Raw genomic sequence first — 13,492 nt, 5'->3', positions numbered from 1 at the left:
CCGTCCCCTCTGAGATTGGAAGCAGTGATGCACATTGGGAGTCCGTATGAACACATTGATAAAACTGGCAGCTTCCTGCCTCGCGGGCCTGGCCGTGGCCATGTGCACCGCCAGTGAATACAAGGTCAACCGCGCGCCGGACAATGGCGCCATCTACCAAAACATCAAGGTCGGCAAGACCACCCGCCTCGACCTCGACGCGGCCCTGGGCAACGCCACCGTGGTCAGCTTCGATCCAGGCTATGAAGTCTGGGTCTACAAGAACCAGCTGCAAACGCCCAAGGTGACGCGGCTGATCCCCCTGCTGGGCGAAAAAGGCACGCGCGAAGTGGCTGTCATGTTCGACCAGGCGGGTGTCGTCAGGAAATTCCGGATACACGAGCCACGCAAGTAGGCGGCCGATGCGCCGCAGCGCAAGCCACCACGCCCGCCAGTAACAGCATGCTGGCCGCAGCCTCGGCAAGCGTGGGCCAGCGCTGCTCCCACAGATAGCCGTACAGCAAGGCAAACAGGAATTCAAACACAATCATCTGCCCCATCAGGGTCAGCGGCAAGACCCGGCTGGCATGGTTCCACAAGCCATTGCCAACGACGGAACACAGCAGCGCGACACCCGTGACAACGCCGGCAAACTGCAGCCAAGCCATGTCGGCATGCGCGGCGGGCGCGGCAAGTGCGACGGGAATTGCCAGCAGCAGCGCGGCACCACCCGTGACCACGCCCGTCAGCAAATTCCACTCCTGCGCCGAGACCGAGCGCAACCGCCCCAGCCAGCGGCTGTTACCGACCGCATACACCGTCCACGACAGCAGCGCAGCCAGCGCACACAGCAAACCCAACAGGGATGCATGGCCCGCATGCGCGAGCGACTGCCAGCTAATGCAGGCCAACCCGGCTGCGCTCAGCATTAGCGAGGGAAGCAGGCGCCGTAACGGCACGGCATGGCGGTCGCGACTGCCCACGAGCGTGACGACCAGCGGCAGCAAGCCGATCACCATCGACGTCATGGCCACGCCACCCGCCTGCACGGCGCTGGCCAGCAGCACGTAATACACGATATTGCCTGTCAGGCTGAGCCAGATCAGCCCGCGCCATTCGCGCCAGGTCAGTACGCGCAGCAGGCGCCGCCACGACGGCGCGACCAGCACGGCCGCGATCAGGCCATACGCGAGGTAGCGGCCCACGGACAGTTCCAGCGGCTGGAAGGCGGGGATCAGCGCCGGCGCCAGGAACACCAGCCCCCATAGCGCGCCCGCGGCTATGCCGGCCAGCATGCCCAGCAGGCTCTTGTTTTCTTGATGCATGTTCAATCTCCTGAAAAGGAGATTGTGGCAAGTCTGCCGCGTCCATTCTTGGCACCAGCTACTGCCTTGTTGACCGTTTCTCGCGACATGCGCGCCGGTAGGCGGCAGGCGTGACATCCATGCTGTCGCGCATGGCCCGCGTCAGCGCGCTTTGCTCGGAAAAGCCGGCCACCAGCGCGATCCCGGCTAGGCTGGCGTCGCTGGCGGCAAGCAGTTCGCAAGCGCGCGCTATGCGCTGCTGCAACAGCCAGGCATGTGGACTGGCATCCATTTCCTCGCGGAACAACGCGTGCAGGCGGCTGACACTGAGGTTGGCGAAGCGCGCCATCGACGCCGTCGACCAGGGCAAGCCAGGCTCGGCTTGCACACGGGCAATGAGCGCCCCCAGGCGCGAACGGGGCTGCGGCTCTCCCACCAGCAAGGTATCGAGCAATAGCGGCGTCCAGGCCGTGACGATGGCCGGCGTCAGCGCCTCCTGCTGCGCCATCAGGCCCAGGTATTCGATCAGCTTGCGGGCACCCGGCCCGATCGCCGTATAGGGACGCTCCAGCAGCAACTGCCAACAGCCCCTGGCCAAGGTGGCCGCATCCACATCGAGGATGATGGAGTGGTTGGCCACCTGGCTATGCTGGGCATGCCATGTATTGGCCGGGATCACCACGCCCAGCTGCGTATCCACCTTCCCCGGCCTGCCGTCGATGTCCAGCAACAGCTGGCCATGCAGGGGCAGCACCAGTTGCACGAAATCGTGCCGGTTCGGCGCGCCAATTTCCGCATAGCTGCGAAAGCTGAAGTCGATGGCAGAGTGTGGTGTGCTGGACATGGCGAGGCCGCCTGGGCGAAGAATCCCCCATTTTATCAGCAGGCAGGTGCACCGAGACGCGCGCCTGGCTCTGCCCACTTGCCCTACACTGGCGTTTTATCTTTCCCTACCTCCATGCAACGACCTGCGAACCTCGCCCACATTTCGGTGGAACAAGACTGGCAACACACGACACCGTATCCACCGCTCGGCTTCGCCCCCTTCTTCGAAGGTGCGCTGGGCAATGGCGACACCTTCGGCCTGTACTGGCCCATCGGCCGCGAAGGGGCCGAACCGATCGTCGTCGAAACCTGGCACGACGAATGGCGTATCCAGCCGCACTTTTCCAGCCTGGCGGCGTTTTTGCAAGCCCATGCGGCTGCGGAGGACGAGTACGTCGCCACGCCCTCGCTGGCCGACGACCCCGCCTCGCCGCGCGCCGCCTTCCTGGCGGCCAAGGAACAGATCGCCCAGCGCAACCCAGACGAGGCCATCGCCCTGCTGGAAGCGGCGCTGGCCATCGTTCCCGAATATACGGATGCGCTGGTGCTGCTACATGGCCAGTATGTGCGCGCGGGAAGAACCGATGCAGCCGTCAAGGTGGCCATCCAGGCGATCATATCGCCACCGTCCTTTGGCGGCCCGCCATTCAAGGCCTTGCAATGGCTGCACACGCAGCCGGTGCCGGATGGGGAACTTGATCCCATCTGGCGCGCCTGCGGGCAGCTGTCGTTCAACTTTGGCGGCAGCAAGGAAAACGGGGATTATCCCGTGCTGCTGGCCGCCATAGAAAGCTATCTGGAGCACGGCAACTACCGTTGCGCCTCGACCCTGATGCAAACGTATGCGGAACTGATGAGCGCGGAAACCGTGTCCTTCCAGGAGCGCTACGCCTTCGAGCCGGCCGCCTTCATTGCACGGCAAATCGCCGTCAGTGCGCGGCTGCCCCAGGGCAGCCGCGACCCGGCAGCGCTATGGTTGTCGGGCATGGCTTAGTTGCTGCCGGAACAGCTTGCGATACGCCGAAGGCGACGTCTGCAGGCTGGCGCGGAAATGCTGGCGCAGGGACAGGGCCGTGCCGAAGCCGGCCTCTTGCGCCACGACATCGATCGAGGCGGCGCTTTTTTCCAGCAAACCTTGCGCATGCGCCAGGCGCTGGTTCAGCAGCCACTGCTTGAACGAGGTACCCATGGCCTGGCGGAAGTGGCGCGTGAAATTGCGCCGGCTCATGGCAGCCTGTTCGGCCAGCGCGTCGATGCTGTGCGCCTGGTCCAGCTTGGCGGTCACGCTAGCGAGCACGTCGGCAAAGCGCCCTTCGCTGCCGGACACGGGCAGCGGGCGCTCGATGAATTGCGCCTGCCCGCCCTGGCGGTGCGGCGCCACCAGCAAGCGGCGCGCCACCCTGTTGGCCACCTCGGCGCCCGCCAGCTGGCGCAACAGATGCAGGCAGCAATCGAGGCCGGCCGCTACGCCGGCCGACGTCAGCACGGCGCCATCGTCCACATACAGCACTTCCCGGTCCACCCTGACCTTGGGATAACGGGCCGCCAGCCGCTCCGCCATGCCCCAGTGCGTGGCCGCGCGCTTGCCATCCAACAAGCCTGCCTGCGCCAGGGGAAACGCGCCCAGGCACAGTCCCACCATGCGCGCCCCGCGCCGACCGGCCGCCTGCAGCGCCGCGACCAGGGGCTGCGGCGCATCGCGGCAATCGTCGTGCCAGGCCGGCATGATGACGATATCGGCGTCCTCCAGCCCTTCCAGTCCGAACTCGGGCGTAATGGCAAAGCCGGCCGTCGTGCGCAAGGGCGCGGGATCGGCGGCGCACACGCGCACATGAAACTGCGGCAGATCGGCCTCGTCCGTCTGGGCGCCAAACACGAGGCAAGGCACAGACAGGTGGAATGGCGTCATGCCGTCGAAAGCGATCACGGCGATGCTCAAGGGAGCGGAAGGAGCGGGAATAGTAGGCATGGCCCGATTTTATCGCATAAAGTCCTTTGGGCCACTTTTTGTTTGTATCGCGCGGCCTGACAATGGCCTTATCGAGGAGCTATTTCCTCCTTTCAACCTTGCCAGGAGAACCCATGTCCACCGAAATATCCACCACCACGCGCCGCGCCCTGCTCGTCATCGATGTGCAAAATGAATACTTCACGGGCGACATGCCCATCGAATATCCGTCCGTCGAGATATCCCTGCCGAATATCGTCACCGCCATGGCCGCCGCCCGCGCCGCCGGCGTGCCCGTGATCGTCGTCCAGCACGACGCGCCGGAAGCCTCCCCCATCTTTGCCAAAGGCAGCGATGGCTGGCTGCTGCATCCGCAAGTGGCCGCCTTCCCCGCCGACCACCGCATCAACAAGACCATGGGCAGCGCCTTTGCGGGTACGGACTTGCGCGCCTGGCTGGAGGACCATGGCATCGATACCCTGACGGTAATCGGCTACATGACCCACAACTGCGACGCCGCCACCATCTACCACGCCGCGCACGACGGCTTGCAGGTGGAATTCCTGCAAGACGCCACCGGCACCCTGCCCTACGCCAACGCGGGCGGCACGGCCAGCGCCGAGGAAATCCACCGCGTCTTCAGCACCGTGTTTCATTCGAATTTCGCCGCCGTCGTCAGCACGCAGGACTGGCTGGCTGCCGTGCGGGAAGGCAAGCCGCTGGAAAAGGACAATATTTATCTGTCGAACCAGCGCGCGCGCAAGGCGCAGGCGAACTGACGCCAGCGGGAATGGACGGGTATCATGCGTCCATTCCCTACTTGACGATGAACAATGCGAAAAATAACTGTGCTGGGCTTAACGACGGCGGGGGTTTTCCTGCTGGCCACGACAGCGCTGGTGCTGGCGGGACTCAACGACAAGCTGGCGCCCGCCGACGTGATCGTCGTGCCCGGCAATACGATCATGCCGGATGGCACGCCCAGCCCCCGCCTGCAGGCACGGCTCGACGTGGCGCTCAAGCAGTTCCAAGAACACAGGGCGCCGCGCATCCTTGTCAGCGGCGCGACGGGCAAGGAAGGTTTTGACGAGGCTGCATCGATGGCCCGCTACCTGCAATCACGCGGCGTGCCTGCCAGCGCCATCCTTGAGGATAATCAAGGCTGGACCACGGATGCCACGGCGCGCAATACGGCGCTTCTCATGCGCGCGCACGGCTGGAAGACAGCCATGGTCGCCACGCAATACTTTCACGTGCCCCGCTTCCGGCTGGCTCTGGCGAGGGCCGGCATAGCCGTCAGCGGCAATGTGCATGCGCCCTATTTTGAGCTGCGCGATTTATATTCAATTCCCCGGGAAACGGCAGGCTATGCAGTGTATTATTCTTTTCACCACTAATTATAAAGGGGATGGAATACATGCGGAAATTGCTACTGGTTTTTTCTTTTATTGCCGCCTGCGGCGTCCTCAATTCCGGCTTTGCCCAGAAAATAGAAGAAATCGCCTTGCGCGATTTCACGAAATGCAGCGCCGACAATAAAAGCACGGGTTATGCCACACCGTGCAAAGATGCGCTGGCCAGCACGGATGTGGCAAAAGCGCTGGCATTGTCCGCAAAACAAAACTTTTCACTCCATATTGAAGGCGATACGCTGTTGCTTGCCGCGAAGGTCGTCTCCGGCGATATTCAGTACGCAGGCAAGCCTTATCTGTGCTGCGACATACAGGCTTATCTCGACCCCATCGCCGATGGCATCTATGCAGCGAAGTTTCGCTGGAAAGAGATGGACAAATCGCTGCTGGAACTATCCCTAATGAATGTAGCCCAACCTTCCAGCCGTAGCATTACCTACAATGGCAGCGGGCAATTTCCTGACCCACTCAGCAACACAGAAAAATCCGTGCTCAAGAATGCGGGCATGGAACTGACCGAACACGCTTTTGAAATCAACCAGGAATTCGGCATGCGCAAGGTCACCGTCATCAAAGGTGATGCATGCCTGCTAAGCGTAGCGCCATGCCAGGTAATTTACACGGCCGATGGCCAGTCACTCGAATTCATGGTCAAAAGTGCACTGCTCGATAAACGCGATTTGAGCCGATTTGTTTTTGTGGGCATTCATACATCGGAGGATAAGGAACATGCGATTAGCATCCGCATTGAAGAATTATTATTTGGCTACAATCCGGCCCGTTATGACGCCTTCATGCACTTTGTCACAGTCACGCTGGTGCAGCAGATAGAAAGACAGGCTGCTCCGCTAGCGCGCTACAGCGCAGGCTATTCGAATGGCGGCGCGTGGGCACTCGATATGCTACTGGACAAGCCCGATATATTCAGTGGCGCCATTATCATGTCGCCGGCGCAGTGGAAATCGCGCACGGATACCCGCCTGCCGGCGCGCCGCGTCTTCGTAGGCGCAGGCCAACTGGAAACGTCCTACCATGCCAACGCGCATACCGTGAGCACGAACCTGCGCGCACGCGGCGCCCTGGTGCAGGAAACCTATGTGCCCAGCGGCCATAGCATGAATACGTGGAGCAATGTCTGGAGCCGCTCACTGCTGGCCCTGTCGCAAGATGCACCGGTGCAGCGCCCATGATCGCCTACAGCCTCGGTTTCATCCTGGCGAGCTTGCTTGCCGTGCCGCCAATGGCCGCCGCCGATGCGGAACCGATTGGCGCCGCTGCAAGCCTGTATCTGTTTGGCGTGCTGATGCTGGGGGTGTGCATCGCCGCCTTTGGCGCGCTGGCGCGGCGTGTGGACGTGGCGCATGGCCACTGGCTGTCGGCTTGCGCGGGCGCGCTGTGCGGCGCGGTGCTGTATGGCAGTTTCGCGCTGGCATTTGCAACGCCATCGATCACGGCGAGCCTTGCCTATGCCGCCAGCGCCCTGTGTGCCGCAAGCGCGGCCCTGTTGCTGCCGGGCCTGCTGAAGCGTGTAGCAAGGCTAATGACAAGGCCAGGCCAGTAAGCCGTCACTCGCTCCAGTCGCGCGAGCGCTCCACGGCGCGCTGCCATTTGTGCAGCCGCGTCAGGCGCTCGTCGGCCGCCATGGCCGGTTCAAAACGGCGTCCCACCTGCCACTGGGCGGCGATTTCTTCCTGCGATTCCCAGAAACCCACGGCCAGGCCCGCCAGGTAGGCGGCGCCCAGGGCCGTCGTTTCCGTCACCACAGGGCGCACCACGGGCACATTCAAGATGTCGGCCTGGAACTGCATCAGCATGTCGTTGCGCGCCGCACCGCCATCGACGCGCAACTCGGATAGCGCGATGCCCGCGTCATCCTGCATGGCGGACAGGACGTCCACGTTCTGGTAAGCCACGCCTTCCAATGCGGCGCGCGCGATGTGCGCCTTGCCCGTGCCGCGCGTGATGCCGATCAGGGTGCCGCGCGCATACGGGTCCCAGTACGGTGCGCCGAGTCCCGCGAATGCAGGCACGAAGACCAGGCCGCCCGAATCGGGCACGCTGGTAGCCAGCGCTTCCACTTCGGACGAGTCGCGGATGATGCCCAGCCCGTCGCGCATCCATTGCACGGCCGCGCCCGCGATAAAGGCGCTACCTTCTAGCAAGTAATCGGTCTTATCGCTGCCCACGCCCAGGCTCCAGCCCACCGTCGTCAACAACCGGTTTTTCGAGGGCAAGGGGCGCTTGCCCACGTTCATCAGCATGAAGCAGCCCGTGCCATAGGTATTCTTCGCCATGCCCGGTTTCAGACAGGCTTGGCCGAACGTGGCCGCCTGCTGGTCGCCCGCGATGCCGGCGATCGGCACGGACACGCCCAACAGTGCCGCATGCGTGTGCGCGGCCACGCCGCTCGATGGCACGACGTCGGGCAGCAGCGCGGCGGGAATGTCCAGCAGCGCCAGCAAATCCGTGTCCCATTGCAGGGTATGGATGTTGAACAGCATGGTGCGCGCCGCGTTGCTCGTGTCCGTGATGTGCGCGCCGCTCATCTTGTAGATCAGCCAGCTGTCGACAGTGCCGAAGGCCAGCTCGCCCCGCTCTGCCCGCGCGCGGGCTTGCGGCACGTTATCGAGCAGCCATTTCAATTTGGTGGCGGAAAAATAGGCGTCCAGCACCAGGCCCGTCTTGCGCTGGATCAAGTCCGCCTTGCCCTGCTCGACCAGTTGCTCGCAATACGCTGCATTGCGCCGGTCTTGCCACACGATGGCGTTGGCGACAGGCTCGCCCGTGGCGCGGTCCCACAATACCGTCGTTTCGCGCTGGTTGGTCACGCCGATGGCGGCCACGTCGGATGCGGCCACGCCGCTGTCGCGCAGCACCTGCTGCAGCACGCCTTCTTGCGAAGCCCAGATTTCGTTCGCGTCATGCTCGACCCAGCCCGGCTGGGGGAAAATCTGGCGAAATTCGCGCTGTGCGCTGGCGTGCGGCCGGCCCGCATGGTCAAACAGGATGGCGCGCGAACTGGTGGTGCCCTGGTCTAAAGCAAGTATGTATTTGGTCATGGTCGCTACTACGTCTTTACAGTGAAAGGGGCACAGGCAAGCGCCCGTGCCCCGGGACAACGGCGGCGGAAGTTTACACCACTACCTTACCTTGCCTTCTTTCCAAGCCTGCAATAATTTATCGTAGGCAATCGTTTCACCCTTCGGCTTTTCATTCGCCAGCTTTTTCCATGGGGCGTGCTGATCCGACAAGTACTGGTTCGGATCGCCCTTGGCATTGAGCTTGGGCGCGCAAGCCTTCATGCCGGCCCGCTGCAGGCGCGCCATGACCTGGTCCATTTCCTCGGCCAGGTTATCCATGGCGGCCTGCGGCGTTTTTTCCGCCGTGATGGCCGTGGCCACGTTTTTCCACCACAGCTGCGCCAGCTTCGGATAGTCAGGCACGTTGTTGCCCGTCGGTGTCCATGCCACGCGGGCCGGGCTGCGATAGAACTCGATCAAGCCGCCGTATTCGTTCGCGTGCTTCGTGAAGTAATCGTGGCGAATGTCGGAATCGCGAATGAAAGTCAGGCCGACAATCGATTTCTTCAGCGACACGGTTTTCGACGTGACGAATTGCGCGTACAGCCAGGCGGCGGCCTTGCGGTCGTCCGGCGTGGACTTGAACAGGAACCAGGAACCGACGTCCTGGTAGCCATTCTGCATGCCCTCTTTCCAGTACGGGCCGTGGGGCGACGGCGCCATGCGCCATTTCGGCGTGCCGTCCTTGTTGACCACTGGCAAGCCAGGTTTCGTCATGCCAGCAGTAAATGCCGTGTACCAGAAGATTTGCTGGGCAATTTCGCCCTGCGCCGGCACGGGGCCCGATTCCGAAAAATTCATGCCGTTCGCCTGCGGCGGCGCATATTTCTTCATCCAGTCGATATATTTCGTCAGCGCAAACACGGCCGCCGGAGAATTGGTGGCGCCGCCGCGCGACATCGATGCGCCCACGGGCGTGCACTTGTCGGCCGCCACCTTGATGCCCCACTCGTCAACCGGCATGCCGTTCGGAATGCCCTTGTCGGCTGCGCCAGCCATCGACAGCCAGGCATCGGTGAAACGCCAGCCCAGGGACGGATCTTTCTTGCCATAATCCATGTGGCCATAGACTTTCTTGCCGTCCAGTTCCTTCACGTCATTGGTAAAAAAGTCGGCGATATCTTCATACGCGGACCAGTTTTGCGGCACGCCCAGCTCGTAGCCATACTTGGCCTTGAACTTGGCTTGCAAGTCCTTGCGCGCGAACCAGTCGGCACGGAACCAGTACAGATTGGCAAATTGCTGATCGGGCAATTGATACACCTTGCCGTCCGGCGCCGTGGTAAAACTGATGCCGATGAAATCCTTCAAGTCCAGGCCCGGGTTCGTGAATTCCTTGCCCTTGGCGGCCATGTAGTCGGACAGCGGTTCGACGGCGCCGTAGCGATAATGCGTGCCGATCAGGTCGGAATCGGAAATCCAGCCGTCATAGATGCTCTTGCCGGACTGCATGGACGTTTGCAGCTTTTCCACCACATCGCCTTCCTGGATGATGTCGTGGCGCACCTTGATGCCCGTGATTTCCTCGAATGCCTTGGCCAAGGTCTTCGATTCGTAGACGTGGGTGTCGATGGTTTCCGAGACCACGGAAATTTCCTTGATGCCCTTGGCTTTCAGCTTGGCCGCCGCATCGATGAACCATTTCATTTCAGCAAGCTGTTGCTGCTTGCTCAGGCTGGATGGCTGGAATTCCTTGTCGATCCAGGTTTGCGCCTGCTTGGCGTCGGCCAGGGCCGCATTCGACACGAGCATGGCCGCAGCCGCGAAGACCGTGAACTTCAATTTCATCGTGAATCTCCTTTTATTGTATTGCCGGCCGCCTGCTGACGGTCCGGCCTCCATCAACACCGGCAAGCCGGCTCACCCCCAACGCATTACCACTAATAAAAGTACAAAACTGATGGCAGCCCCGATGGCCTGCTGCATTTCCGTGAAACCGGCCCACGCCAGGTTGACATAGGCGGCCGTAAGCAAGCCGATGAACAGCCGGTCGCCGCGCGTCGTCGGCATGGGCAAAAAGCCCTTGCGCTCTATGCTGGGCGAGCGGATTTGCCACACCGTCATGCCGGCCAGCATCAAGCCGATGCAAATGAAAAAGATGGCCACTTCCGGCGTCCAGGCCATCCAGCCGAACAGGCTGGCTGTGCTATCGGTATTTTCCATGTCACACCCTCCCCATCGCAAAACCCTTGGCAATGTAATGCCGCACGAACCAGATCACCAGCGCACCGGGCACGATGGTCAGCACGCCCGCGGCCGCCAGCACGCCCCAATCCATGCCGGCAGCCGACACGGTACGCGTCATGGTGGCGGCAATCGGCTTGGCATTGACGGAAGTCAAGGTGCGCGCCAGCAGCAATTCCACCCAGCTGAACATGAAGCAGAAGAAGGCCGTCACGCCCACGCCCGACTTGATCATCGGCAAGAAGATGCGGATGAAGAAGCGCGGAAAGCTGTAGCCGTCGATATACGCCGTCTCGTCGATTTCCTTGGGCACGCCGGACATGAAGCCTTCCAGTATCCACACGGCCAGCGGCACGTTGAAGACCATGTGCGCCAGGGACACGGCCAGGTGCGTATCCATCAGGCCCACCGTCGAATACAGCTGGAAGAAGGGCACGAGGAAGACGGCGGGCGGCGTCATGCGGTTGGTCAGCAGCCAGAAGAACAGATGCTTGTCGCCCACGAAGTTGTAGCGAGAAAACGCGTACGCGGCCGGCAAGGCGACCGTGACCGACATCACCATGTTCAAGGCCACGTAAATCATGGAATTGATGTAGCCGCTGTACCAGGAACGGTCCGTGAAAATCGTGTGGTAGTTTGCGAACGTCAGTTGCCGGGGCCACAGGCTCAAGACCCCCACGATTTCCTCGTTGGTCTTGAGCGACATGTTGAGCATCCAGTAGATGGGCAACAGGGACGCGAGCAAAAAGACGGCGAGGATGGCGCTGCTCATTTTCTTGTGCATCATTTCTGGTCTCCCGTGCCGACGCGCTGCATCCACGTGTACAGCACAAAGCAGAACAGCAGGATGATGAGGAAATAGATCAGGGAAAAGGCGGAAGCCGGCCCCAGGTCGAACTGGCCCACGGCCTTTTGCGTCAGGTATTGCGACAAAAAGGTGGTGGCATTGCCCGGCCCGCCGCCCGTCAGCACGAACGGTTCTGTGTAAATCATGAAACTGTCCATGAAGCGCAGCAACACGGCGATCATCAGCACATTGCGCAGTTTGGGCAGCTGAATGTAGCGGAACACGGCCAGGCGCGAAGCGCCGTCGATGCGGGCCGCCTGGTAATACGCGTCGGGAATGGCGCGCAAGCCCGCATAGCACAGCAGCACCACCAAGGGCGTCCAGTGCCAGATATCCATCACCATCACCGTCAGCCAGGCGTCGAGCGAATTACCGTTGTAGTTGTAATCAAAGCCCAGCTGGTTCAGGGTATAGCCCATCAGGCCGATGTCGCCGCGGCCGAAGATTTGCCAGATGGTGCCCACCACGTTCCAGGGAATCAGGAGCGGCAGCGCGATCAGCACCAGCGCCAGCGACGCCTTCCAGCCATCGGCCGGCATGCACAGGGCGATCAGAATGCCCAGCGGAATCTGGATCGCCAGCACGGAGCCGGAAAACAGCAGCTGGCGCAGCAAGGCGCTGTGCAAGTCGCCGTCCAGCATGACCATGCGGAACCACTCGGTGCCTACAAATACCTTTTGCGTGGGGCTCAGGATATCCTGCACGGAATAGTTCACCACGGTCATCAAAGGCAGGATGGCGGAAAAGGCCACGCACAGCAGCACTGGCAGGATCAATAACCAGGCGCGGCGGTTGTTATCGGTTTTACCATTATGTATCATCAGGCCACCCGCTTATCGTTGACATAGAACAAGGTGCGTTGCGGCGGAAAGCGCAGCCGCACAGCATTCCCGACGACAGCGTCGATGGCGCGCAGCTTGGCCGCCACCATCGCGCCACCCAGCTGGAATTCCGCCAGGTAATGCGTGCCCATATTGCGCACGGCCGTGACCGTCGCGTCCAGGCAGTGCTCGCTACCCTCGCCTGCCGGCAGGCATTCAACGAATTCAGGCCGCACACCGAGCGTGATTTTCCCTTGCGCCCCTAGCAGAGCCGCGCGGGCGGCGGCGGACACCGACAGTGCCTGTCCCGCCACGCGCAAGCCGCCATCGTCCAGCGCGCAATCGAGCAAGTTCATGCCCGGGTTGCCGATGAAATAGCCGACAAAGGTGTGCTCGGGCTCCTCGAACAATGCTTGCGCGCTGCCCGTCTGCACCACTTCGCCCTGCGTCATGACAACCACTTGGTCGGCAAAGGTCAACGCTTCCACCTGGTCGTGCGTGACGTAGATCAATGACAATTTCAGTTCGTGGTGGATTTCCTTCAACTTTCTGCGCAGCAGCCATTTCAAATGCGGGTCGATCACCGTCAGCGGTTCGTCGAAGAGCACGGCCGCCACGTCAGGGCGCACGAGGCCACGTCCCAGGGAAATCTTTTGCTTGGCGTCCACGGACAGACCACTGGCGCGCAATTTCAAGTCGCCCGTCAACTCCAGCATTTGCGCTACCTGCTGCACGCGCTTTTTCACGTCAATCTCTTTCCAGCCGCGATTGCGCAGCGGAAACGCCAGGTTGTCGTGCACGGTCATGGTGTCGTAGATGACGGGGAACTGAAACACTTGCGCGATATTCCGCGCCTCGGTGGGCAGCTGCGTCACATCCTTGCCGTCGAACAGCACCTTGCCATGCGACGGTTTGACCAGGCCGGAGATGATATTGAGCAAGGTCGTCTTGCCGCAGCCGGACGGTCCCAGCAAGGCATAGGCACCGCCGTCATGCCACGCCATGCTCATGGGCCGCAGCGCGTAGTCGGTGGGTTCCGTCGGGTTCGGTTTGTAGGCGTGGGCCAGGTCGACCAGTTCAATGCGCGCCATG

The 13,492-nt window shown here is 61.9% G+C and carries 15 protein-coding genes; 6 read left to right on the top strand and 9 right to left on the bottom strand.

The window, feature by feature from the left end:
* Positions 1-46: 46 nt before the first annotated feature.
* Positions 47-394 (top strand): hypothetical protein, encoded by a 348-nt coding sequence (locus ACQ4WZ_RS05010; protein WP_101481893.1) that lies wholly within the window; start codon positions 47-49, stop codon positions 392-394.
* On the opposite strand, the gene ACQ4WZ_RS05005 is transcribed toward ACQ4WZ_RS05010, so the two are convergent.
* Together ACQ4WZ_RS05005 and ACQ4WZ_RS05000 are read right to left on the bottom strand one after the other, a co-directional pair.
* Positions 360-1,304 (bottom strand): DMT family transporter, encoded by a 945-nt coding sequence (locus ACQ4WZ_RS05005; RefSeq protein WP_436572710.1) that lies wholly within the window; start codon positions 1,302-1,304, stop codon positions 360-362. The genes ACQ4WZ_RS05010 and ACQ4WZ_RS05005 overlap by 35 nt on opposite strands.
* A gap of 58 nt (positions 1,305-1,362) precedes the next feature.
* Positions 1,363-2,127, bottom strand: coding sequence for an AraC family transcriptional regulator (locus tag ACQ4WZ_RS05000; RefSeq protein ID WP_436572709.1), 765 nt, complete (start codon positions 2,125-2,127; stop codon positions 1,363-1,365).
* A gap of 114 nt (positions 2,128-2,241) precedes the next feature.
* Here ACQ4WZ_RS05000 and ACQ4WZ_RS04995 point away from each other — a divergent pair, with 114 nt between their 5' ends.
* A complete protein-coding gene (locus tag ACQ4WZ_RS04995) occupies positions 2,242-3,102 on the top strand; it encodes a tetratricopeptide repeat protein (RefSeq protein WP_436572708.1) in 861 nt (286 codons plus the stop codon).
* Here the strand turns inward: ACQ4WZ_RS04995 and ACQ4WZ_RS04990 are convergent.
* Complete coding sequence (locus tag ACQ4WZ_RS04990; RefSeq protein ID WP_436573855.1) at positions 3,079-4,047, bottom strand: GlxA family transcriptional regulator; 969 nt, start codon at positions 4,045-4,047, stop codon at positions 3,079-3,081. The genes ACQ4WZ_RS04995 and ACQ4WZ_RS04990 overlap by 24 nt on opposite strands.
* A 143-nt stretch (positions 4,048-4,190) precedes the next feature.
* On the opposite strand from ACQ4WZ_RS04990, the gene ACQ4WZ_RS04985 reads away from it, so the two are divergent.
* Genes ACQ4WZ_RS04985 through ACQ4WZ_RS04970 form a run of 4 tightly spaced genes read left to right on the top strand, consistent with a single transcriptional unit; the run spans position 4,191 to position 7,029 of the window.
* Complete coding sequence (locus tag ACQ4WZ_RS04985; protein WP_243858009.1) at positions 4,191-4,835, top strand: cysteine hydrolase family protein; 645 nt, start codon at positions 4,191-4,193, stop codon at positions 4,833-4,835.
* A gap of 54 nt (positions 4,836-4,889) precedes the next feature.
* A complete protein-coding gene (locus ACQ4WZ_RS04980) occupies positions 4,890-5,453 on the top strand; it encodes a YdcF family protein (RefSeq protein WP_436572707.1) in 564 nt (187 codons plus the stop codon).
* A 20-nt stretch (positions 5,454-5,473) separates the two neighbouring features.
* Positions 5,474-6,658, top strand: a complete 1,185-nt coding sequence (locus tag ACQ4WZ_RS04975; protein WP_436572706.1) for an alpha/beta hydrolase-fold protein — start codon at positions 5,474-5,476, stop codon at positions 6,656-6,658.
* Complete coding sequence (locus tag ACQ4WZ_RS04970) at positions 6,655-7,029, top strand: hypothetical protein (protein WP_436572705.1); 375 nt, start codon at positions 6,655-6,657, stop codon at positions 7,027-7,029. The genes ACQ4WZ_RS04975 and ACQ4WZ_RS04970 overlap by 4 nt, the downstream gene beginning before the upstream one ends.
* A gap of 4 nt (positions 7,030-7,033) precedes the next feature.
* Here ACQ4WZ_RS04970 and glpK read toward each other — a convergent pair whose 3' ends face one another.
* The 6 genes from glpK to ACQ4WZ_RS04940 all read right to left on the bottom strand — a co-directional run bounded on the left by glpK (position 7,034) and on the right by ACQ4WZ_RS04940 (position 13,491).
* Complete coding sequence (gene glpK, locus ACQ4WZ_RS04965) at positions 7,034-8,527, bottom strand: glycerol kinase GlpK (RefSeq protein WP_436572704.1); 1,494 nt, start codon at positions 8,525-8,527, stop codon at positions 7,034-7,036.
* An 81-nt stretch (positions 8,528-8,608) separates the two neighbouring features.
* Positions 8,609-10,336, bottom strand: coding sequence for an ABC transporter substrate-binding protein (locus ACQ4WZ_RS04960; RefSeq protein WP_101481901.1), 1,728 nt, complete (start codon positions 10,334-10,336; stop codon positions 8,609-8,611).
* 72 nt (positions 10,337-10,408) lie between these two features.
* Positions 10,409-10,684, bottom strand: a complete 276-nt coding sequence (locus tag ACQ4WZ_RS04955; protein WP_034779613.1) for a DUF2160 domain-containing protein — start codon at positions 10,682-10,684, stop codon at positions 10,409-10,411.
* Positions 10,685-10,712: 28 nt separating this feature from the next.
* Positions 10,713-11,519, bottom strand: a complete 807-nt coding sequence (locus ACQ4WZ_RS04950; RefSeq protein WP_436572703.1) for a carbohydrate ABC transporter permease — start codon at positions 11,517-11,519, stop codon at positions 10,713-10,715.
* Positions 11,516-12,400: a carbohydrate ABC transporter permease gene (locus ACQ4WZ_RS04945; protein ID WP_034754965.1), complete on the bottom strand. Its 885-nt coding sequence runs from the start codon at positions 12,398-12,400 to the stop codon at positions 11,516-11,518. The genes ACQ4WZ_RS04950 and ACQ4WZ_RS04945 overlap by 4 nt, the downstream gene beginning before the upstream one ends.
* Positions 12,400-13,491: an ABC transporter ATP-binding protein gene (locus ACQ4WZ_RS04940; RefSeq protein WP_101481902.1), complete on the bottom strand. Its 1,092-nt coding sequence runs from the start codon at positions 13,489-13,491 to the stop codon at positions 12,400-12,402. Before ACQ4WZ_RS04940 ends, ACQ4WZ_RS04945 begins: the two co-directional genes overlap by 1 nt.
* Between the last annotated feature and the right edge of the window lies 1 nt (position 13,492).

Origin of the sequence: Janthinobacterium darwini (genome assembly GCF_051380905.1) — a bacterium.
Classification (GTDB): domain Bacteria; phylum Pseudomonadota; class Gammaproteobacteria; order Burkholderiales; family Burkholderiaceae_D; genus Janthinobacterium.
This window is presented reverse-complemented; position numbering and strand designations above follow the sequence as displayed.

Bases quoted from the DNA above. Each gene is read 5' to 3' on its own strand.
- glpK (WP_436572704.1), bottom strand. From the start codon at position 8,527: ATGACCAAATACATACTTGCTTTAGACCAGGGCACCACCAGTTCGCGC.
- ACQ4WZ_RS04960 (WP_101481901.1), bottom strand. From the start codon at position 10,336: ATGAAATTGAAGTTCACGGTCTTCGCGGCTGCGGCCATGCTCGTGTCG.
- ACQ4WZ_RS04995 (WP_436572708.1), top strand. From the start codon at position 2,242: ATGCAACGACCTGCGAACCTCGCCCACATTTCGGTGGAACAAGACTGG.
- ACQ4WZ_RS04970 (WP_436572705.1), top strand. From the start codon at position 6,655: ATGATCGCCTACAGCCTCGGTTTCATCCTGGCGAGCTTGCTTGCCGTG.
- ACQ4WZ_RS04950 (WP_436572703.1), bottom strand. From the start codon at position 11,519: ATGATGCACAAGAAAATGAGCAGCGCCATCCTCGCCGTCTTTTTGCTC.
- ACQ4WZ_RS05000 (WP_436572709.1), bottom strand. From the start codon at position 2,127: ATGTCCAGCACACCACACTCTGCCATCGACTTCAGCTTTCGCAGCTAT.
- ACQ4WZ_RS04940 (WP_101481902.1), bottom strand. From the start codon at position 13,491: ATGGCGCGCATTGAACTGGTCGACCTGGCCCACGCCTACAAACCGAAC.
- ACQ4WZ_RS05005 (WP_436572710.1), bottom strand. From the start codon at position 1,304: ATGCATCAAGAAAACAAGAGCCTGCTGGGCATGCTGGCCGGCATAGCC.
- ACQ4WZ_RS04980 (WP_436572707.1), top strand. From the start codon at position 4,890: ATGCGAAAAATAACTGTGCTGGGCTTAACGACGGCGGGGGTTTTCCTG.
- ACQ4WZ_RS04985 (WP_243858009.1), top strand. From the start codon at position 4,191: ATGTCCACCGAAATATCCACCACCACGCGCCGCGCCCTGCTCGTCATC.
- ACQ4WZ_RS05010 (WP_101481893.1), top strand. From the start codon at position 47: ATGAACACATTGATAAAACTGGCAGCTTCCTGCCTCGCGGGCCTGGCC.
- ACQ4WZ_RS04975 (WP_436572706.1), top strand. From the start codon at position 5,474: ATGCGGAAATTGCTACTGGTTTTTTCTTTTATTGCCGCCTGCGGCGTC.
- ACQ4WZ_RS04945 (WP_034754965.1), bottom strand. From the start codon at position 12,400: ATGATACATAATGGTAAAACCGATAACAACCGCCGCGCCTGGTTATTG.